Below are 18,967 nucleotides of genomic sequence, written 5' to 3' on the forward strand. Positions count from 1 at the left end.
TCCGATGTCACTCTGCCTGCCGACCGAAGTCGCCCCCGCCGACCGGCGGCGCCGGCACCCGCGGATCCATCCGTCTCTCGGGCGCCCACCCGGCCGGACCCGCGTCCCGGCCCTCCTCACACTCCTCTCGGCGGTCTCCCCTGCTCGACCGGGGCTGCCACGCCGGCGGCGCCAGGGCGATCACCGCCGCTCCGATGCCGAGGATGGCCTGCGCCGCGGTGAGGAATTCCCTCCGCGAGAGCTTGCGGAACGTACGGCCGGCCCGCGCCCAGCCCGGCTTGGTGGGTGCTGAGCGTAGGTGCGCCCCGGGCGGCTTCGCGCACAGACTATTGCATTCCTGACATCGCAGACACTCCGGTGTCGGTTGAGGCATGCCGAAGTGAGGGGCGTCAGATGTCACCAGATCGTGCAGCAGACCCGAGGGCGGTGCCCTGGTGATCACATACCGGGGTTGGTCTTCAGTCTGCCTGCCAGTCTCCGATGGGCGCGTGTCAGGACCGTGGCGGTGACGATGAGGATTGCGTCGAGGAGGGCTACCGACGCCAGGGGCGGGAGCCGTACGGCGGCGATGCCGGCCACTGTGCAGACGGCGCAGGCGAGGAATCGCTCGGTCCAGGCTCCGTGGGCGGTGACTCCGTAGAACCACCCGGTGGCGGCGAGGTAGAGCGCTGGGCCTCCGAAGAGGAGCAGGGCGAGGGTGACGGAGCCGTCGCCGAGTGGGTGAGCGATGGCGAGTTCGCTGCCGACGGCGAGGGCGACCAGGGCCGCCAGAACCACGTAGGCGCTGTTCACGCCGAGGCGGACGGACCGTACAGGGTCGGTGGTGGTGGCGACGGCGGTGCTGAAGACGTCTTCGCCGCCACCGAAGTAGAGCGCCCACAGGCACACCAGGGCGGCGAAGACGCCCGCGGCGGTGAAGACGGTGGGAGTGTCAGTCATCGCACTGCCGGTGGTGAGAACGGTCTCGCCGAGCAGAATGATGAAGAAGAGCCGCAGACGTTCGATCATGTGCTCGGAATCGAAGGCGAGCTCCGGGCCGCTGAGAGTACGGCCGGGCAGCGGGTGGGCGAGCCAGGTTCCGGTGAGGTCGACGAGGGCGGCGGCTGCCCACCACCACAGGCGAGGTCCCGATCCGACCGCCGCCCCGATGATCCACAGTGGCGCGGCGGCGGTCATCCAGACAAGGGTGCGGCGGAAGTGCTCGCGCAGTGCGTCGGTGCGGCCGGTCAGAGCGGTCACAGTCCCCGCGAAGAACAGGATCAGCAGCAGCGGAACGACGAAGGCCCAGGCGCGGTCGTCAAAGGCGTGGGCGATCGCCGCGTTCATGAACAGTCCGAGGCCCATGACGATCACGATCATCCACCGGGTGACATCGCGGCGGACGTCGAGGAGCGTGGCCTCGTAGCTGGTGTACGCCCAGGTGCCGAACACGGCGACGAGCAGGACGGCTGTCTCCGCGGCGCCCCGCCACATCAGATGGTCCAGGAGGTGATGGGAAAGCTGGGAGACGGCGAAGACGAAGACGAGGTCGTAGAACAGCTCCAGCGGGGACACCTCACGCCGCAGATTCAGCGACTTGGGGACGCTGCTCATGATCGGGGTCTCCTACGTCGTGGCTGCGGGCAGGTCGGCTCGCCTGAGTCGTTCAAGGGCGGGGCGGCGGCCGGACATGGTTGCCCGGTTGCCGCCGCCGCGCAACAGCCCGCCCAGGGCGAGGGTTGCTCGGCTGGGCGGGGGGGTGTCACTGGCCGAGGTGCTTCTTGTAGAACGGGATCAGGTGATCAAGGGCGATCTTGACCGGTTCGGGCTGGTCGTACAGGTCGTAGTGCGAGAAACCTTCTGCCACGACCAGCTCCTTGTCCTTCGATGCCGCGCGGCGGTAGATCTCCAGGCCGTCCCGGTAGGCGCCGAACGCACCGGGCCTGTCTCCGACGACTACGCACATCGGCCGCGTCAGGAGAACCTCGGCGCGGTGGAACGCGTCCCAGCCGATCGCGGATCCCTGCCGGGAGAACAGTCCCTCTGTGCGGCCGCCGGGCTTCTCACCGCGCGCGGTGCGGTAGTAGTCGGTGGCCTCGGAGAGGTCGAGTTCGGTCAGACCCTGTTCCTTGGCCGCCTCGGGAGACGCGGGCAGGTACTGGGTGACCCGGCGTTCTTCTCCCTGGGCCTCGGCGGTCCGCTGTGCGGCAACGGCGTCGAGGGCGCCGATGGGGTCGTAGCCGCTGAAGGACTCGTGCATGAGACGCCCGAAGTTCACGCCTGTCACGCTGCCGACGGCCTTGATACGGCGGTCGGTCATGGTGGCGTTGATGGAGTAGCCGCCGCCACCGCACACGCCGATGACACCGATGCGGTCCGCGTCCACGTAGGGCAGCGTCACGAGATGGTCGATGACGTAGCTGATGTCCTGGGCCCGGAAGACCGGGTCCTCGATCGACCGGGGCTCACCGCCGCTGGCGCCCTGGAAGCTGGCGTCGAAGGCTATGACGACGAATCCTTCGTCCGCCAGCGCCGTTCCGTACACGTTGCCGGCTGTCTGCTCCTTGCACGAGCCGATGGGGTGAACGCTGACGACGGCGGGGTGGGTCCTGCTCTCGTCGAAGCCCGGCGGGAGGTAGATGTCAGCGGCCAGGTCCCAGGCGAGGGCCTTGACGGCGACGTGCTTGATGTTGTCGGTCATGGGTGCAACTCCTCGTCGATGAGGCGGGTCTGCGGCCGGTGGCGGCGGCCACTCGACCGGGACCTGGTCAATCCTTGTCGGCGGACTCGCCCGTCAGGTTCTCCCGGAAGAACGGGGTGGCTGCGGCGATGGCCTGGTCGACGTACTTGGGGACGTCGTAGAAGTCCATGTGCGTGCCGCCCTCGACGATCTGAAGCTGCTTGGGGCTGCGGGCGCGTCCGTGCAGTTCGGTGGACATCCAGAGCGATCCGGCTTCGCTGCCGGCCACGACGAGGATCGGCTGGGTGAGCAGGTCCTCGACCATGTGGAAGGCGTCGAAGGTGAAGATGCGCGAGACGCTCTTGGTGAACAGGAACCTGTTCTTGGCGTTGGGGTGCTGGGCGCGGGGGGTGAGGTAGTAGTCCCCTGCCTCCACCAGGTCGCGCGGGGTGTCCTCGTCCGGCTCGGTCGGGACGTAGGGCAGGAAGGCCGGTTCGGCGCCCTTGGCCGCCTCGGCTGTCCTCTGACCGGCGAGTGCCTTCAGGGTGGGCACGGCGGCGGCGTCGGAGTCGGTTCCGTACCAGCCGCGGCGGAAGCTGGTGCCGATGTTGACGGCGCTGACGGTCGTGAGGGCCTTGACGCGGTAGTCGGTCATCGCGGCGTTCACGCTGTAGCCGCCGCCGGCGCAGATGCCCAGGGTGCCGATGCGCTCGGGATCGACGTAGTCGAGGGTCTGCATGTAGTCGACGGCCGCGCGGACGTCGTCGACGCGGGCGTAGGGGTCCTCCAGGTGGTGCGGCTCGCCGCCGCTGTCACCCTGGAATGATGCGTCGAAGGCGAGGGCCACGAAGCCCTGCTCGGCGAGCTTGCTCGCGTACAGGCCGGCTGCCTGCTCCTTGACGCCGCCGCCCGGGTGGACGACGACGATCGCCGCGTGCAAGACCTTCGCGTCGAGGTCATCGGGCAGGTAGAGGTTGCCCGCCATCGCGATCTGGCCGTTGGGGAAGGTGACGGCGTCCATGGTCTGGCTCCTGGTTCCCTGTGCTGTGGTGGGGGTCGCTGTGACGTGAGGTTTCATCGAGTTCGCAGATGCCTGAGGTCGTCCTGGACCTGGGCGGGTTCGGCGTCCAGGGGCAGGTTGTCGGTGTCCTTCACGGCGTCGAGGGCGCCCGCCGCGTCGGGCCGGGCTTCCTCGAACAGGGCCGCGAAGTCGGTGGTGGTGTGGCCGGGACCGGAGAAGACCTCGAAGGTCTTGCCGATCGCGCCGTCATCGAGCAGTGCCTCGACGAGCAAGGTGCCGAGTGCCGCTCGGCTGATGTTGTCCTCGCCGCTGTCGCCCTGCTCGATCCGCAGGTGGCCGCCGCCCTTGCCGGCGTCGAGCCATCCCGGGCGGACGATCGTGTACGGGGCACCGCTGAGCCTGACCAGGCGCTCGGAGCGGCGCTTCCAGTCCAGGGCGTGGCCCCCTTCGTTGAAGGGGTGATCGCGCCGGGTGACGAAGATCGTGGTTTGCAGCACGATCCGCGGCCTGCGCTTCCCGAGCGCCTCCAGGACGTTGGCGACGCCGCCGTAGTCGATGCGCTCGAAGGACTCGGGGCGGGAGTCGTCGTCCGAGCCGTGCACGAAGATCACGGCGTCGGCGTCGCGGACGGCTGCGGTGAGTGTGTCCGGGGCCGTGAGGTCGCCCACCACGATCTGGGTACCGGGAGGCAGCACCTTTCGGGCTCGGGACTCGTTGCGGGCCAGCGCTACGGGCGCAAGGCCCCGGGCGGCCGCTGCCGCGACGACGTGTCGGCCAGTACGGCCAGTGGCACCGATGACGAGAACGTGCTCGATCGCGGACACGAGATCAACTCCTTTCACAAGCGCCGTTCCCCGGCATCGGGACTCACGGTGACGGGCCCGACGATCCGTGCCAAGGCCGACTCCGTGCCGTCGGTAACGCAGGGAAAGCGATCAACGCCTTTACGGAACTCTCTCGATTTGGCCGCATTTCGCGACCGGGGCGGGGCGAGGATGAGAAATCGACTCTCCAGCGGTTCCTGATGGGTCACAGGAAAAAAGTTCGCACGCTTGAGACTTCTCCACCAGAGGAGACTTTCATCCTGGGAGGGATCCATCCAGGGATAAAAACGTCCCTGTCACCGCGATTGCGTCCCGGGTGACACTGGTGTTCATGAGCAGCGATACGCGTCCCGGCGAGCTCGGGGCCTTCCTGAAAGCGCGCCGAGGCGAGCTGAGCCCGGGCACGGTCGGGCTGCCTGAAACCGGAGGGCGACGCCGCGTCAGCGGTCTGCGACGTGAGGAGGTCGCGAGGCTGGCGACGATCAGCACGGACTACTACACACGCCTGGAACAGGGCCGCATGCAGGCCTCCGCGCCCGTACTGAACATACTCGTGCGCGTCCTTCACCTCGACGACGATCAGCGTGCTTACATGCTCGAACTCGCAGGCCGCCCCTCTGAACGACCGGCCCGCCGCCCGCGACAGAAGGTGCAGCCACGTCTGCGACGCCTCCTCGACGACCTCGGCACCATGCCGGGGATCGTCCTCGGGCGCCGCATGGATATTCTGGCCTGGAATCCGCTCGCGGCAGCTCTCGTCACCGACTTCTCGGAAATACCGGAGAAGCACCGGAATTACATACGCCTGCTATTCAGCGACCCAAAAATGCGTGAGCTGTACCCCGACTGGCGGGACGTCGCTCATACCTGCGTGGCCCAGCTGCGAATGGAAGCCGCACGCGACCCCGACAGTGCCCGCCTCGCCTCGCTCGTCGGCGAGCTGTCGGTCCAGGACGCCGACTTCCGCCGTTGGTGGGCCGCCCACCACGTCGCCGTACGCAGCGTCGGAACAAAGCGTCTGCACCACCCCGTCGTCGGCGAGCTGAGCCTCGACTGGGACACCCTCGCTTCCACAGCCGACACCGACCAGCAGCTCGTGGTGTGGTCCGCCGAGCCCGGTTCCCCGTCACACGACGCGCTGCGCATCCTCGCCTCCTGGGCCGGTGCCCCGGGCCCTGCTCCCACAGGCGCCGGGACCGGCAGCACGCCGCCCGGCTGAACCCGCCGTCAACGCTGACCACTGCCACACTGGAACCATGAGCAGCGACAACCGGGACCCGAAGGAACTGGGAAGCTTCCTCATGGCTCGCCGGGCCGACCTGGAGCCCGCTCAGGTCGGCCTGCCCGACACCGGCGCCCCACGCAAGGTGGCGGGCCTGCGCCGTGAAGAGGTCGCGGAACTCGCCGCCATCAGTACGGACTACTACACCCGCATCGAGCAGGGCCGCATGCGGGCCTCCGCTCCCGCACTCGAAGCAATCGCCCGGGCGCTGCGCCTGACCGACGACCAGCGCACGTACCTTTACGACCTCGTCGGCCGTGCTCCAGTCGATTCCCCCGCCCGGCCGGACCGCGTAATCAGCATGCACACCCGCCGCCTCCTCGACCAGCTGACGGAATCGCCTGCCGTGGTCTTGTCCGACACCATGGACGTCCTGGGCTGGAACCGGCTCGCCGCGGCTCTCCTCGTCGATTTCGGGCAGATCCCCGAGGAGGACCGGAACTACGTCTGGCTGCTCTTCAACCACCCGGCCCTGCGCGCCCTGTACGACGACTGGGAGTCGGGGGCCCACGCCTGCGTCGCCTACCTGCGCATGCACACCGCCCGCTGCCCGGACGATCCCCGACTTCACGACCTCCTTGCCCGGATGGCCTCCCACTCCGACTTCGACCGCTGGTGGAAGGCTCGCGATGTCGCTGTCCAGGGCACGGGGAACAAGGTCTTTCACCATCCCGTCGTCGGAACGCTCACGCTGGACTGGGCGACCTTGACCAGCTCTGCCGTCCCGGATCAGCACGTGGTCATGTGGACCGCGGAGCCCGGCAGTTCATCCGAGAAGGGACTTCGCATCCTGGCGGCAGTCCCAGAGGAAGCCGGCCGGAGCCACAGCAGCTCATGAGCCTCAGGTCCAGGACCGGCAAGGTCCTCGTCCTGGGCGCCGGCGAGCAGGTCCAGCCCGCCCTCGACGCGCTCATCCCATTCTTCAGCAAGCACCTCTGAGCGCTTCGGTGCCTGTTTGCTGGCCGGGCAGCAAACAGTGGGCAAGCCCTGCCGAGGTGAGCACGAACGCCAACGAGCCCCCTTCCCGGTCAGGAAGGGGGCTCACAGGTTCATACGGTCACGCACAAGCCGATACGGACTTCAGACCCACTCCACCTCGGAAACGATGTGCAGCGAAGCCTCAGGGCCCGGCAGGGGCGTCCGGAGCGGTGCCGGCGGCGCCGACGGGGCAGGGGGCGAGACGCCGACCGCGGGCAGTGCAGCCGTCAGCTCGTCCTCGCTCGCTCCCGCCGGCGCGCCTCCACTACCCGATCGAGCGCTCCGCCCACCTCAGTGCGAGTGACCACTCGAAGCCGGCGTCGGACCCGCGTTCTTGACCGTCAGCGGCAGCAGCTTCCTGCCGGTCGGGCCGATCTGGATGGACGTGTCCATCTGCGGACATACACCAACGGGCCCACAACCACTTGTAGGGGTCATCGCGAAACGAACGAGGACGCGCTCAGCAACCGACCGCGCCGGTACTCAGTTGAGACCGAGTGGACCGGGCGGACTTCGCCCTCTTGGAGGAGCTGAGGAGGACCGCAGCGCTCTTACCCGACGACGCCCTCCACGTCCGGCCCGATGAGCAGGTCGGCGACAAGTGAGAGCCAGGCATCCGGTGAGTACGGGTCCGGAGGATCGACCTCCATGCCCAACTCGGCCATGGCGATGGCGTAGTCGGACTCATCGAGATCGAGCGCGAGGAGTTCGTGCAGTTCTCCGATCAGTCGGGCGACGAGATGCGGGTCCGTCGAGTCACGGTAGTCCTCGACGGCCGTGGCGTGGTCGGTGAACTCGTCGGGCATGTCCTGCGAGAACCAGCCGCCGAGGAACTGGCCCAGCTCGGGAAAACGGGCTTGCCACTCCCAATGGGTGGCAGGGATGGCCGGCGGCGGGACCTCCCCCGCCTCGATACTGCGCTTGATGTGGTCGGCGAGGCAGAGGAGCCACTGTTGGATCTCGCCCTCGGCAAGGCCGATGTCGGGGATTGCGTAGAACTCCCCGAGTCGCAACCGCAGCCGCCCCGGCGGATTCTCGACGTAGTCACGCAACTGTCGCTCGGCGATGGCCAGAGCCCACGGTCGGCTGTGCCAGGTCTGTCGGAGGTACGCGGTCAAGGCGGCGCCGGGCCTGTCCGGGGTGTCGTCCGCCGGATGTCCGAGGTAGGCGCGCATGACCTGGTCGAGCTCGCCATAGCGACGGTCGTGTTCGAGGGGGCTCAGGGGCACGGTGGTCAGCCTCTGCGATCGCTACAGGTAGATGGGGAAAGTGGCATGGACGGCGAAGCCGTGTGGGAGCGAGGCATCCCGCTTCAGAGTGACGCGGGCGGCCCTAACATCGATAGGTTCCCGCCCCGCCAGCATCATCGCCTGCAGGAGGACGCGTCCGACCGGCTCGGACCGGGACGGCCAGGATGCCTCGATGGTCAGGCGCGAGCGTGTCGACTGTGCGAGCCAGCGGTGGACCAGCTGCTCGTTGGCGGTGACGACCTGCTGGGTGGCCCACTGGGCGGTCTCGCGGTCGGGGTAGGTTGCGGAACGGGTGCGCACCTCGGTCCTCTCCCTTGTGCTGTGACGGCGGCGATCGGGTGATTGCCAACGGCTAGTCGTCCTCGAAACGCCAGAGAACCAGGACGTTATCGTCCGACACCCCGACCAGGCAGATGTCGATGGTGGTCCCGGCGAGGACGTTGGCGTGAAAGGACGAGGCCAAGAAGTCACCCTCTTCACCGTCTTCCGCGTGCCCATGATTGGTGAAGAAACGTGCGTCATTCCCCACGACCCCCAACAGTTCCCGCAGACAGGCGTCGCGTTCCTCATCCGGTGCGCGAAGGGATGCGGAAGGGCCGTACAGAAGAGATCCAACCGAAATAAGCCCGGCTAGCTCCATGGCCTGGCTGGGTGAGACCTCCAGGATACTGTCCCGCAACTCCTGGCGGTCGACCTGCCGGAGTACGGGATTCCCCTGGATCGCTGCCATCACCGTGTCGTGCCAGTCCGCGCCGTCGCGGGCCACGAGCGCGGCGAAGGACTGACGTTCATCGAAACGCCCCCGTGCGCACGCCGGCAGATCCACCTTCCTCTTCGTCACAGATTTTCCCCTGGTGTTCTCACGGAAGCCTCGGCATGGACGTGTAGACCACATAGGGCGGATGAAGGCCGTTCTTGTACTTGAGTACGACCTCCACCGAGTGCGCGTCCTGCGCCGCACCCGCCCTCGGGTTCGCTGATGTAATGGTACGCCCGGTCACAGAACTGAACTCCACCGGATCCAGCTTCAGAATCGAATTGTCGGCGCGAGGCTTCGAGAGCCACTTCTTGATCTTTGCCTGATTGTCTACACCTTCGTTCTGTTGGCCTGAATTAGCCGGAGGACCCACATATTCCACCGTGTCTTGCGTGTATGTCTGGGCGCCCGCCAGATCGGTGAAGCTCGAAGCAGCGGGAATCGACGGCTGATCCCTGAGTCGCTGCGCCAGCTGCTCATCGGTCTTGCCTACGTGTTTATCGATGACGTGGCTGCCGTGAATTCCTTCTTGATTCGCCAGATCGATTGGATATGCATGGTTGGCCTCGCTGTCGCCCGGCACGGTGTACAGCGGGTTTCCTTTGAAGTCGGTCAGGGCCCGCGCGCCGAACGCCTCGGCGCGGGCGGACTCCGCGATGAATGTCGGGGCGCTCGTATACGCCTCGTCCAGCGCCGACATCAGGTCATTGATGCCTCGAACCTGACGGTGAACCCGGTTGTTGTAGGTGGCGACGGCGTCGTTCATGGCGTCTTCGTCGATGTTCAGGACGATACCGACCGATACATCCGCGACCAGGCCCTTCCCCACGTGCCACAGCCCCTTCACCAGACTCTTGGCGTCCGTGACGTCCAGTTCTCGCGGATCGAGCTGCTTAATGCTGTCCAGCACGGCTTGTCGATAGATCCGGTGCAGGTCGTCACGAACGTCTTCCGCCGCCTGGGCCACGTTGTACACGGCATCGACCATGGCGTCACAGGTGTCGAACAGGACGGCGAAGACCGGGTGGCTGGTCCCTCTCTTGCGCGCGCCGTCGTTCGCCCAGTCGTAGCCATCTCGGCTCTGCCCCCAGGCGGACGTGCCCCACAGCGTGCTGCAGAACTGCCGCATCGCGTCGTACCACTCCTGGTTGGCCTGGTCGGTGATGCCGCCAATGAAGCTGGTCAACATCCCGTCCACCATGCTGAGCGTGGTCTGCGGCATCCTCCAGGTCTCAGAGACCTTATACAGCTGCAGGTGATTGGGCAGTGGGAGGATCTTCGCCGCCTTGCCCCAACGGCACTCGTGTTCCAGCAGAGGGCGCAGGATGGCGAGCACTGCGGCTTCCAGCCCTTCCAGGGCTTTTTGTGCGAAGTCTTGGCCGGCGTCGAAGTCCCCCCACTTGAAATCGGTGACCGGCCCGTACTTGGGTGGTGTGTCGATCACATGCGGAAGGGGACGCTGGGTCGCATGGCCCGTTGGTGAAGGGTGTGTGGCGGCGTCGGCCGCGACGTAGTTGTTGGCGGTGCTGGTGAATCCGACGCCGGCACCACCGACGCTCACCACGGACTTGGCCCACACCTCGAGGAATCGATTGGAGACCTTCACGTAAGCCTGGGTGAAGTCCTTCATCGCCGAGCCGTTGCCGCCGCCGTCGGGGTACCGTGCCAACTCGTCGAGAAACGCCTTGATCCCCCGGTCGAGAGGGTCCTGTTGGCCGGCCACGTTCGTGGAGACCTGGTAGAGGACCGATGGCGTCACATCGATCTTCCCCTGCCCGGGGGTCGCCGGGGTGGCCATCAGGCGGCTCCCCAGCCGCGCAGGACCGCTTTGTGTGCTGCCGCGTAATTGGCGTGGCCGGTGGTGACGTATTGGTGCAACCACTTCTGGGCCGCCTGCAGGTCCTGCGCAGAGCGGTCCCACTCGTCGAGCTTCTCGACGAAGACCTCGCGGGCTTCGCCCCTCCAGGACAGGACGACCGGTTCGACGCGTTCGTAGAGGTCGTCCAGCTTGCCGTTGAGCTGTTGCAGGATGTCTTCCAGCTCGACGGCCAGTTCATGGAGCGTGGCGAACGAGACAGATATGTGGTCGCCGTCGGCACCAGTCGACATGATTCCCCCTTGGAATCGGTGACAGTACTTGCGAGGCCGGCACTTGGCGCTGCGAGTGTCAGAAACCGTCCAAGTTGCTTCGTGGGCGGGCCAGTGCGTCGTCGGCTCCTGTATTCGGCGTGGAGAGTTTGTCGACCTCACTGTTGAGGTCCACGTGGATCCGACGCATCTGTTCGAGCACATGCAGATCGTCGGCGCTGAAGCCGTCACGACTCATCCGAACGGCTTGCTCCAGACCCGCCACCACTTCCCGGATACGCACGGCGTCGCCCGCGGCAGCACGATGGAACTCCCGGTACGCCGTTGCCGCCGGCCCCCGCCAGCCGGCCTCGATACGGTCGACGAGTTCATCCATACGCTTGATCTGTTTGTCCAGGTGGTCCTGCATCTCGCCGAGGTCGCCGGCGAGCTTGGTCAGGCCTGTAGACGACACGCGCAGGTCGGGACCGCCGTTCTCACCCACGCTCGTGTCTGGTGCCCCCATGCCGTATTCCCCCACCATGTCGGCATCTCGCGTCCCAACTGACCTTAGGATCATACGAAAGGCTCACCGAGGCGGAGGCGCAGGGCTGCCGGCAACCCGGATGGGGCTCATGTCAGCAGGGGCAGTTGTCGCGTTCAGGGCCGCCGCTATTCCTCGGTCGACACCGGCAGCACGCCCCCCAGTTCGCCTCGAACGGGTCACTCAGCTCGCTACAGGGCAGGGCTAACCAGCGGTGCGTGCGGTCGTAGACGGCCGCCGCGTGGACACCGAATCCTCATGCCCACTGCGCCTCGGAGACGATCCATGAGGCGCTCCTTGGGCTCGGCAGCGGCGTCCGAGAGGTGCCGACCGCGACGGCGGGCGGGGACGCGATACGCCGACCGTCGTCAGCGCCGCCAAAATTCTCCTCCTCGCTCGCCCCCGCCAGCGCCTCATCCCCCCGATCGAGCGCCACGCCAACGTCAGTGAGCGTGACCGCTCGCGGCTGGCGCCGGACCCGCGTTCTTGACCGTCAAGGGCAGCAGTTTCTTGCCCGTCGGACCCACCTGGATATTTGTGTCCATCTGCGGGCAGACACCGCAGTCGAAGCAGGGCGTCCAGCGGCAGTCGTCGACCTCCGTCTCGTCGAGGGCGTCCTGCCAGTCCTCCCAGAGCCAGTCCTTGTCCAGGCCGGAGTCGAGGTGGTCCCAGGGGAGGACCTCCTCGTAGGTGCGCTCGCGGGTGGTGTACCAGTCGACGTCCACGCCGAAGGAGGCCAGGGCCTTGTCCGCGCACGCCATCCAGCGGTCGTAGGAGAAGTGCTCGCGCCAGCCGTCGAAGCGGCCGCCGTCCTCGTAGACCGCGCGGATGACGGCGCCGACGCGGCGGTCGCCGCGCGAGAGCAGGCCCTCGACGATGCCGGGCTTGCCGTCGTGGTAGCGGAAACCGATCGAGCGGCCGTACTTCTTGTCGCCGCGGATCTTGTCGCGGAGCTTCCCGAGGCGGGCGTCGGTCTCCTCGGCGGAGAGCTGGGGCGCCCACTGGAAGGGGGTGTGGGGCTTCGGGACGAAGCCGCCGATCGAGACCGTGCAGCGGATGTCGTTGGACCGGGAGACCTCACGGCCCTTCTGGATCACGTGGGTCGCCATGTCGGCGATCTGCAGGACGTCGTCGTCGGTCTCCGTCGGCAGGCCGCACATGAAGTACAGCTTCACCTGGCGCCAGCCGTTGCCGTAGGCCGTGGAGACGGTCCTGATCAGGTCCTCTTCGGAGACCATCTTGTTGATGACCTTGCGGATGCGCTCCGAGCCGCCCTCGGGGGCGAAGGTGAGGCCGGAGCGGCGGCCGTTGCGGGTCAGCTCGTTCGCCAGGTCGATGTTGAAGGCGTCGACGCGGGTGGAGGGCAGCGACAGGCCGATCTTGTCCTCCTCGTACCGGTCGGCCAGGCCCTTGGCGATGTCGCCGATCTCCGAGTGGTCCGCCGAGGACAGGGAGAGGAGGCCGACCTCCTCGAAGCCCGTCGCCGCGAGGCCCTTGTCGACCATGTCGCCGATGCCGGTGATCGAACGCTCGCGCACCGGGCGGGTGATCATGCCGGCCTGGCAGAACCGGCAGCCGCGGGTGCAGCCGCGGAAGATCTCGACCGACATCCGCTCGTGGACCGTCTCGGCGAGCGGGACCAGGGGCTGCTTGGGGTAGGGCCACTCGTCCAGGTCCATGACCGTGTGCTTGGACACACGCCACGGGACGCCGGACCTGTTGGGCACGACACGACCGATCCGGCCGTCGGGCAGGTACTCCACGTCGTAGAAGGCGGGGATGTAGACGCCCCCGGTCTTCGCCAGGCGCAGGAGGACCTCCTCGCGGCCGCCGGGACGGCCCTCCGCCTTCCACTCGCGGATGATGCGGGTCATGTCGAGGACGGCCTGCTCGCCGTCGCCGATGACGGCCGCGTCGATGAAGTCGGCGATCGGCTCCGGGTTGAAGGCGGCGTGGCCGCCGGCCAGGACGATCGGGTCGTCCGGCCCCCGGTCCTTCGACTCCAGGGGGATACCGGCCAGGTCCAGCGCCGTCAGCATGTTCGTGTAGCCCAGCTCCGTGGAGAAGCTGAGGCCGAACACGTCGAACGACCGGACCGGGCGGTGGGTGTCCACGGTGAACTGCGGGACGCCGCGCTCACGCATCAGCGCCTCGAGGTCCGGCCACACGCTGTAGGTGCGCTCGGCGAGGACGCCCTCCTGCTCGTTGAGTACCTCGTAGAGGATCATGACGCCCTGGTTGGGCAGTCCGACCTCGTAGGCGTCCGGGTACATGAGCGCCCAGCGGACGTCGCACTCGTCCCAGTTCTTGACGGTGGAGTTGAGCTCTCCGCCGACGTACTGGATCGGCTTCTGCACGTGGGGGAGCAGAGCTTCGAGCTGCGGGAAAACCGACTCGACAGGCATCTCGCGAACCTTCATGAGCTGACAGGGGTGACCATTCAGCGTAACCCGCCCGGAGGGCTCCCCCGTACGCTCAGACCGACGCCCCCGAGTTGATCTTCGCCCACAGGCCGGGCAGCTCGGCCTCGGCCGCTGCCGCGCGGTGCTCCTCCCGGCCGTACAGCAGCCCGTAGGTGAAGGCGCTCTCCCCCGCGGCGTGGGCGACGGCGGCGAACTCGCGCAGGGCGTGGCGGGCCATGACGCTGTCCTGGTGGTCGCCCAGCAGGGAGGTGAGGGATTTCATCGACTTGGCCAGGGAGGCGGCGGGGGCACCGAGGGCGGGGATCGCGGCCTCGGCGGCGTAGCGGGTGCGCTTGGCCTTCTTGCGGGCCTCGTGCAGGGCGATGTCGCGTTCCCGGCCGGGTGGCAGTTCGAGCGCGTGGGTGATCAGGCGGGTGACCTTGGCGAGGTCCTTGCGTACGGCCTCGGCGAGCACCTTCGCGGGCTTCCGTGCGGCCTTCCCGCGCAGCGGCGGGTCGGCGAGGAGGGCGTCGAGGGTGTCGAGCAGGGCCTGGTGGCGGGCGGAGTCGAGGATGGCGATGAGGTGGCCCCGGGTGCTGCCGTGCCGGGCGTCGGCCCAGGAGGCGACCCGCTGGGGCACGGGGCCGAGGACCAGCTCGGACGGCAGCTCGTCCAGGGCCTTCGCGAGGCGCTCCGCCAGTACTTCCTGGTCGCGGTCGGCGCCCAGCTCGCCGGCCAGCCATTTCAGCTCGGCGGCGACCGGTGTGGTGACGGCGGGGTCGAGAACCGTGCCGAAGGTGCGGAAGGTGCTGCGCATGCGGCGGGTCGCGACCCGCATCCGGTGCACTGAGTCCGGGATGTCCCGGCGGACGGCGGGATCCCGGTCGAGGATCTCGTCGCGTTGTTCACGCAGGTAGGCCAGGACGTGGTCGCCGGCGGTCACCGGGGGCGCGGGCTTCCTGGGCCGGGTGCGGGAGCGGGTGCCTCCGGTCTGCTCCAGCGCGCGGGCCAGTTTGGACGGTGAGGCGGACGGCCGTACGCCCGCCTTGCGCAGGCGCTTGTCGACCTTGTCGAGGAGGGCGGGGTCGGCGTCGTCGGCCAGTTCCACCTCGATCTCGGTCCACCGGGTGGTGCCGCCGGCCCGGTTCAGTCGTTCGGCGGTGACCGTGTCGACGCTGGCCTCGGCCAGCAGTGTGCCGTCGGCGTCGACCAGGTGGCACACGTCACGGGCCGAGCGGAGCCGGACGACGGGGACGAGTTCGGCGCCACGGACCCGGGAGCGGACCAGGGCGGCGAGTTCGTCGGGGACGGTGTCGGACAGCGGTGCCCTGATCTCGTCGCGGACGCCGGGGGCGACCGGGAATTTCAGGTGCCATCCGTCGTCCGAGCCGCCGGTGCGGCGGCGCAGGGTGAGGGAGGCGGCGGCCAGGCGTTCGTCGGCGGTGTCGTAGTACGTGGCGTCCAGTTCGACCAGGCCCTGGTCGAGGACGTCCGCGACCGTGCCGGCGCCGGTCAGGTCGGGCAGCCCGCTCTCATCGGATTCGTACTTGCGCTCGATCTCGCGTTTCGTGTCCGCCATGCACAGAATCTAGCCGTGCTGGGCCTGCTCAGTCCCCTTTCGGGTGGTCGGGTTTCAGGTGCTCGTTCACGCGGACATCGGACGTTGCACCTTGATGGACTGGAGGAGCCCGATGGCCACCCATACCGCGAACATCGACGAGCCGCCGTAGGACACGAAGGGCAGGGGCAGTCCGGTGACCGGCATGATGCCGAGGGTCATGCCGATGTTCTCGAAGGCCTGGAAGGCGAACCAGGCGATGATGCCGGCGGCGACGACCGTGCCGTACAGCTCGGTGGAGTCGCGGGCGATGCGGCAGGCGCGCCACAGCACGATGCCGAGGAGCAGGATTATCAGTCCGGCACCGAGGAAGCCGAGTTCCTCGCCCGCGACCGTGAAGACGAAGTCCGTCTGCTGTTCGGGGACGAACTGGCCGGTGGTCTGCGAGCCGTGGAAGAGGCCGGCGCCGGTGAGACCGCCGGAGCCGATGGCGATGCGGGCCTGGTTGGTGTTGTAGCCGACGCCGGCCGGGTCGAGGTCGGGGTTGGCGAAGGCGGCGAAGCGGGCGATCTGGTAGTCGTCCAGGATGTGGAGCTGCCAGACGGCGATCGCGCCGACGGTGCCGGCGGTGATCAGGCCGAAGACCCAGCGGTTGGAGGCGCCGGAGGCGAGCAGCACGCCGAGGATGATGACCACCATGACCATGACCGAGCCGAGGTCGGGCATGAGCAGCACGATGAGGATGGGCACGGCGGCCAGGCCGAGGGACTGCAGGACGGTGCGGTGGTCGGGGTACTTCTTGTCTCCGGCGTCGACTCGGGCCGCGAGCAGCATGGCCATGCCCAGGATGATCGTGATCTTCACGAACTCCGAGGGCTGCAGTGAGAAGCCGCCGCCGAGCACGATCCAGGAGTGGGCGCCGTTGACGGTGGAGCCCAGCGGGGTCAGCACGGCGAGGATGCCGAAGACGGACAGGCCGTAGAGGATCGGCACGGCGTTGCGCAGGGCGCGGTGGCCGAGCCACAGCGTGCCGATCATCAGGGCGAGCCCGATGCCGGTGTTCATCAGGTGCCGGAGCAGGAAGTAGTACGGGTCGCCCTGGTTGATCTCGGTGCGGTTGCGGGTGGCCGAGTAGACCAGCAGGGAGCCGATCCCCGAGAGGGCCAGTGCCGACAGCAGTATGGGCCAGTCGAGCCGGCGGGCCAGTGAGTCGCGGGCGAAGAGCCTGGTCCAGCCGGCCCGCTCGGGTCCGTAGCCGGAGACGGAGAAGCTGTTGGCGCTGGTCATGTGGGCATCCTCCGGCTTCCCCTGCCGCGGCGGCGTCTACGGGTGTCGCGGTTGCCCGTGGTGGGCGACGGCGAGGTGGCCGGGGTCTGTCCGTCGTCGTTGCTGGGGTTGTCCTGCTGGGAGGCCTCGACGTCCTTGGCGGGGTCGCCGGCGACCTTCGGGGAGGCGATGGTGCCGTCGGGGCGGACCTTGGGCAGGCTCTTCTGCGGTTCGGGCAGCAGTGCCCTCTTCTTGTCGACGGAGCCGTCGCCGCCGACGCCGTAGAGCGCGCTGTAGATGTTGCGCACGGCCTCACCGGAGGCTCCGGAGCCCGTACCGGCCTGGGCGATCGTCATGATCACCGTGTAGTCCTTGGAGTAGGTGGCGAGCCAGGAGGTGGTCTGCTTGCCGTAGACCTCGGCGGTACCGGTCTTGGCGTGCAGCGGGATCTTGTCCTGGGGCCAGCCGCCGAACTTCCAGGCGGCGGTACCGCGGGTGATGACGCCGGCGAAGGCTTCGTCCATGCCCTTGAGGGTGGCCTGGCTGACCGGCAGCCTGCCGTTCTTCTTCGGCTTGATCTCCGTGACCGTCCTGCCGTCCGCGCTGACGATCGCCTTGCCGATGGTGGGCTGGTACAGGGTGCCGCCGTTGGCGACGGCGCCGTAGATCGCGGCCTCCTGGATGGGGGTGACCAGGGTGTCACCCTGCCCGATCGAGTAGTTGATCGAGTCGCCCTCGCGCATCTTGTTGCCCTCGAGGCAGTTCTCGTACGCGATCTTCTCGACGTAGCTGCCGTCCTTCTTGCCGGACTTGCACCACGCGTCCTTGTTGGCCTTCCAGTAGTCCTGCTTCCACTGCCGGTCCGGGACGCGTCCGGTGACCTCGTTGGGGAGGTCGACGCCGGTCTCCTTGCCGAGGCCGAACTGGTGGGCGGCCTTGTAGAAGTAGTCCTTCGGCTTGCCCTTCTCGGGGTTGATGCCGCCGTCGCGCTTCCACTCCTTGTCGGCGAGGCCGTAGAAGACGGTGTCGCAGGAGACCTCGAGGGCGCGGCCGAGGGAGATGGGGCCGAAGTTCTCGCCCTCGAAGTTCTTGAAGACCTGGCTGCCGACGGAGTAGGAGCTGGTGCAGGGGTAGCGGCCGTCGAAGGGGTAGCCGGCCTCGACCGCGGCGGCGGTGGAGACCACCTTGAAGGTCGAGCCGGGCGCCGCCTGGCCCTGGATGGCCCGGTTCAGCAGCGGGTATTCGGAGTTCTTGCCGGTCAGGGCCTTGTAGTCCTTGGCGGAGATGCCGCCGACCCAGACGTTCGGGTCGTAGGTCGGTGCGGAGGCCATGGCGACCACGCGGCCGGTCTTGGCCTCCATGACCACGACGGCACCGGAGTCCGCCTTGTAGTTCTCGCCGGTGATCTTGTCGTACTGCTGGCGGGCGACCTTCATCGCCTTGTCCAGTTCGTACTCGGCGACGCGCTGCACCCGGGAGTCGATGCTGGTGATGAGGTTGGAGCCGGACTCGGCCGCGTCGGACCGGGCCTTGCCGATGACCCGGCCGAGGTTGTCCACCTCGTAGCGGGTGACGCCGGCCTTGCCGCGGAGCGCCTTGTCGTACTGGCGCTCGAGGCCGGAGCGGCCGACCATGTCGGAGCGCAGGTAGGGCGAGTCGGTGTCCTTGGCCTTCTGGATCTCCTCGTCGGTGACCGGCGAGAGATAGCCGAGGACCTGGGAGGTGTTGGACTTGCCGGGGCCCGGGTAGCGGCGCACGGCCTCCGGCTCGGCGGTGATGCCGGGGAAGTCCTCGGCCCGCTCACGGATCTGGAGGGCCTGCTTGGCGGTGGCCTCGTCGGTGATCGGGATCGGCTGGTAGGGCGAGCCGTTCCAGCAGGGCTGCGGGGTCTCGGCGTCGCACAGCCGGACCTTGCGCATGACGTCGGCGGGCTTCATGCCGAGGACGCCGGCCAGCTTGGTGAGGACGGCCTCGCCGTCGTCCTTCTGCTTGAGCAGGTCGGTGCGGGAGGCGGAGACGACCAGGCGGGTCTCGTTGTCGGCGAGCGGCACACCCCGGGCGTCGAGGATGTCGCCGCGCACGGCGGGGTCGACGACCTGCTGGACGTGGTTGCCCGAGGCCTCCTTCTGGTACGCGGCGCCCTCACGGATCTGCAGGTACCACAGGCGGCCGCCGAGGGTGCCGAGAAGGGAGAGGACGAGGATCTGGATGACGACGAGGCGGATCTGGACCCGTGGGGTCCGTCCGGTCTCGGGAATGTTGGTCACTGCGGCTGTCTCCCCCTCTCAGTGCGCTGACGTGTGTGCGCGGACGCATGATGAACGATCCGCCTGTGCGGCGCCGTTCCGCCGCTTTTGCC

The 18,967-nt window shown here is 67.9% G+C and carries 17 protein-coding genes; 2 read left to right on the forward strand and 15 right to left on the reverse strand.

Annotated features, from left to right (window positions below):
• Positions 1 to 7 precede the first annotated feature (7 nt).
• The 5 genes from MXD57_RS32045 to MXD57_RS21190 all read right to left on the reverse strand — a co-directional run bounded on the left by MXD57_RS32045 (position 8) and on the right by MXD57_RS21190 (position 4,504).
• Complete coding sequence (locus tag MXD57_RS32045; RefSeq protein ID WP_374114736.1) at positions 8 to 373, reverse strand: twin-arginine translocation signal domain-containing protein; 366 nt, start codon at positions 371 to 373, stop codon at positions 8 to 10.
• Positions 374 to 438: 65 nt separating this feature from the next.
• Entirely contained in the window at positions 439 to 1,593 is a 1,155-nt protein-coding gene (locus MXD57_RS21175; RefSeq protein WP_250403320.1) for a low temperature requirement protein A, read from the reverse strand.
• A gap of 148 nt (positions 1,594 to 1,741) precedes the next feature.
• Positions 1,742 to 2,680, reverse strand: coding sequence for an alpha/beta hydrolase (locus tag MXD57_RS21180; RefSeq protein WP_250403322.1), 939 nt, complete (start codon positions 2,678 to 2,680; stop codon positions 1,742 to 1,744).
• 67 nt (positions 2,681 to 2,747) lie between these two features.
• Positions 2,748 to 3,737: an alpha/beta hydrolase gene (locus tag MXD57_RS21185; protein ID WP_441350706.1), complete on the reverse strand. Its 990-nt coding sequence runs from the start codon at positions 3,735 to 3,737 to the stop codon at positions 2,748 to 2,750.
• Positions 3,734 to 4,504: an SDR family oxidoreductase gene (locus MXD57_RS21190; protein WP_250403324.1), complete on the reverse strand. Its 771-nt coding sequence runs from the start codon at positions 4,502 to 4,504 to the stop codon at positions 3,734 to 3,736. Before MXD57_RS21190 ends, MXD57_RS21185 begins: the two co-directional genes overlap by 4 nt.
• A gap of 331 nt (positions 4,505 to 4,835) precedes the next feature.
• Between MXD57_RS21190 and MXD57_RS21195 the strand changes: the two genes are divergently transcribed.
• Both MXD57_RS21195 and MXD57_RS21200 read left to right on the forward strand, forming a co-directional pair.
• Complete coding sequence (locus MXD57_RS21195) at positions 4,836 to 5,723, forward strand: helix-turn-helix domain-containing protein (protein WP_250403325.1); 888 nt, start codon at positions 4,836 to 4,838, stop codon at positions 5,721 to 5,723.
• Between the two features lie 37 nt (positions 5,724 to 5,760).
• Positions 5,761 to 6,624: a helix-turn-helix domain-containing protein gene (locus MXD57_RS21200; protein ID WP_250403326.1), complete on the forward strand. Its 864-nt coding sequence runs from the start codon at positions 5,761 to 5,763 to the stop codon at positions 6,622 to 6,624.
• A 691-nt stretch (positions 6,625 to 7,315) separates the two neighbouring features.
• Here MXD57_RS21200 and MXD57_RS21205 read toward each other — a convergent pair.
• The 10 genes from MXD57_RS21205 to mrdA form a co-directional block, all read right to left on the reverse strand.
• Positions 7,316 to 7,993 (reverse strand): contact-dependent growth inhibition system immunity protein, encoded by a 678-nt coding sequence (locus MXD57_RS21205; RefSeq protein WP_250403327.1) that lies wholly within the window; start codon positions 7,991 to 7,993, stop codon positions 7,316 to 7,318.
• Positions 7,994 to 8,014: 21 nt separating this feature from the next.
• Positions 8,015 to 8,314: an RNase A-like domain-containing protein gene (locus MXD57_RS21210; RefSeq protein ID WP_250403328.1), complete on the reverse strand. Its 300-nt coding sequence runs from the start codon at positions 8,312 to 8,314 to the stop codon at positions 8,015 to 8,017.
• 52 nt (positions 8,315 to 8,366) lie between these two features.
• Positions 8,367 to 8,855 (reverse strand): hypothetical protein, encoded by a 489-nt coding sequence (locus tag MXD57_RS21215; RefSeq protein WP_250403329.1) that lies wholly within the window; start codon positions 8,853 to 8,855, stop codon positions 8,367 to 8,369.
• Between the two features lie 19 nt (positions 8,856 to 8,874).
• Entirely contained in the window at positions 8,875 to 10,569 is a 1,695-nt protein-coding gene (locus tag MXD57_RS21220) for an RNase A-like domain-containing protein (RefSeq protein ID WP_250403330.1), read from the reverse strand.
• Positions 10,569 to 10,880: a WXG100 family type VII secretion target gene (locus tag MXD57_RS21225; RefSeq protein WP_250403331.1), complete on the reverse strand. Its 312-nt coding sequence runs from the start codon at positions 10,878 to 10,880 to the stop codon at positions 10,569 to 10,571. The genes MXD57_RS21220 and MXD57_RS21225 overlap by 1 nt, the downstream gene beginning before the upstream one ends.
• A gap of 58 nt (positions 10,881 to 10,938) precedes the next feature.
• Positions 10,939 to 11,382, reverse strand: coding sequence for a WXG100 family type VII secretion target (locus MXD57_RS21230; protein ID WP_250403332.1), 444 nt, complete (start codon positions 11,380 to 11,382; stop codon positions 10,939 to 10,941).
• Between the two features lie 443 nt (positions 11,383 to 11,825).
• Positions 11,826 to 13,787, reverse strand: coding sequence for a TIGR03960 family B12-binding radical SAM protein (locus tag MXD57_RS21235; protein WP_250403333.1), 1,962 nt, complete (start codon positions 13,785 to 13,787; stop codon positions 11,826 to 11,828).
• A gap of 70 nt (positions 13,788 to 13,857) precedes the next feature.
• Positions 13,858 to 15,363 carry a CYTH and CHAD domain-containing protein gene (locus tag MXD57_RS21240; RefSeq protein ID WP_250403334.1) on the reverse strand — a complete coding sequence of 502 codons (1,506 nt, stop codon included), beginning with the start codon at positions 15,361 to 15,363 and terminating at the stop codon, positions 13,858 to 13,860.
• A gap of 66 nt (positions 15,364 to 15,429) precedes the next feature.
• Positions 15,430 to 16,629 carry a rod shape-determining protein RodA gene (gene rodA, locus MXD57_RS21245; RefSeq protein WP_250403335.1) on the reverse strand — a complete coding sequence of 400 codons (1,200 nt, stop codon included), beginning with the start codon at positions 16,627 to 16,629 and terminating at the stop codon, positions 15,430 to 15,432.
• The gene (gene mrdA, locus MXD57_RS21250; protein WP_250403336.1) at positions 16,626 to 18,875 is read right to left on the reverse strand and encodes a penicillin-binding protein 2; all 2,250 of its coding nucleotides are present in this window, start codon (positions 18,873 to 18,875) and stop codon (positions 16,626 to 16,628) included. Before mrdA ends, rodA begins: the two co-directional genes overlap by 4 nt.
• Positions 18,876 to 18,967: the final 92 nt, after the last annotated feature.

Source organism: Streptomyces cellostaticus (assembly GCF_023630175.1).
Classification (GTDB): Bacteria; Actinomycetota; Actinomycetes; order Streptomycetales; family Streptomycetaceae; genus Streptomyces; species Streptomyces cellostaticus_A.

What these genes read in the sequence shown, in the direction of transcription:
- MXD57_RS32045 (WP_374114736.1), bottom strand. Translation starts at nt 373, where the DNA reads ATGCCTCAACCGACACCGGAGTGTCTGCGATGTCAGGAATGCAATAGT.
- MXD57_RS21175 (WP_250403320.1), bottom strand. Translation starts at nt 1,593, where the DNA reads ATGAGCAGCGTCCCCAAGTCGCTGAATCTGCGGCGTGAGGTGTCCCCG.
- MXD57_RS21180 (WP_250403322.1), bottom strand. Translation starts at nt 2,680, where the DNA reads ATGACCGACAACATCAAGCACGTCGCCGTCAAGGCCCTCGCCTGGGAC.
- MXD57_RS21185 (WP_441350706.1), bottom strand. Translation starts at nt 3,737, where the DNA reads ATGAAACCTCACGTCACAGCGACCCCCACCACAGCACAGGGAACCAGG.
- MXD57_RS21195 (WP_250403325.1), top strand. Translation starts at nt 4,836, where the DNA reads ATGAGCAGCGATACGCGTCCCGGCGAGCTCGGGGCCTTCCTGAAAGCG.
- MXD57_RS21200 (WP_250403326.1), top strand. Translation starts at nt 5,761, where the DNA reads ATGAGCAGCGACAACCGGGACCCGAAGGAACTGGGAAGCTTCCTCATG.
- MXD57_RS21220 (WP_250403330.1), bottom strand. Translation starts at nt 10,569, where the DNA reads ATGGCCACCCCGGCGACCCCCGGGCAGGGGAAGATCGATGTGACGCCA.
- MXD57_RS21225 (WP_250403331.1), bottom strand. Translation starts at nt 10,880, where the DNA reads ATGTCGACTGGTGCCGACGGCGACCACATATCTGTCTCGTTCGCCACG.
- MXD57_RS21230 (WP_250403332.1), bottom strand. Translation starts at nt 11,382, where the DNA reads ATGGTGGGGGAATACGGCATGGGGGCACCAGACACGAGCGTGGGTGAG.
- MXD57_RS21235 (WP_250403333.1), bottom strand. Translation starts at nt 13,787, where the DNA reads ATGCCTGTCGAGTCGGTTTTCCCGCAGCTCGAAGCTCTGCTCCCCCAC.
- MXD57_RS21240 (WP_250403334.1), bottom strand. Translation starts at nt 15,363, where the DNA reads ATGGCGGACACGAAACGCGAGATCGAGCGCAAGTACGAATCCGATGAG.
- rodA (WP_250403335.1), bottom strand. Translation starts at nt 16,629, where the DNA reads ATGACCAGCGCCAACAGCTTCTCCGTCTCCGGCTACGGACCCGAGCGG.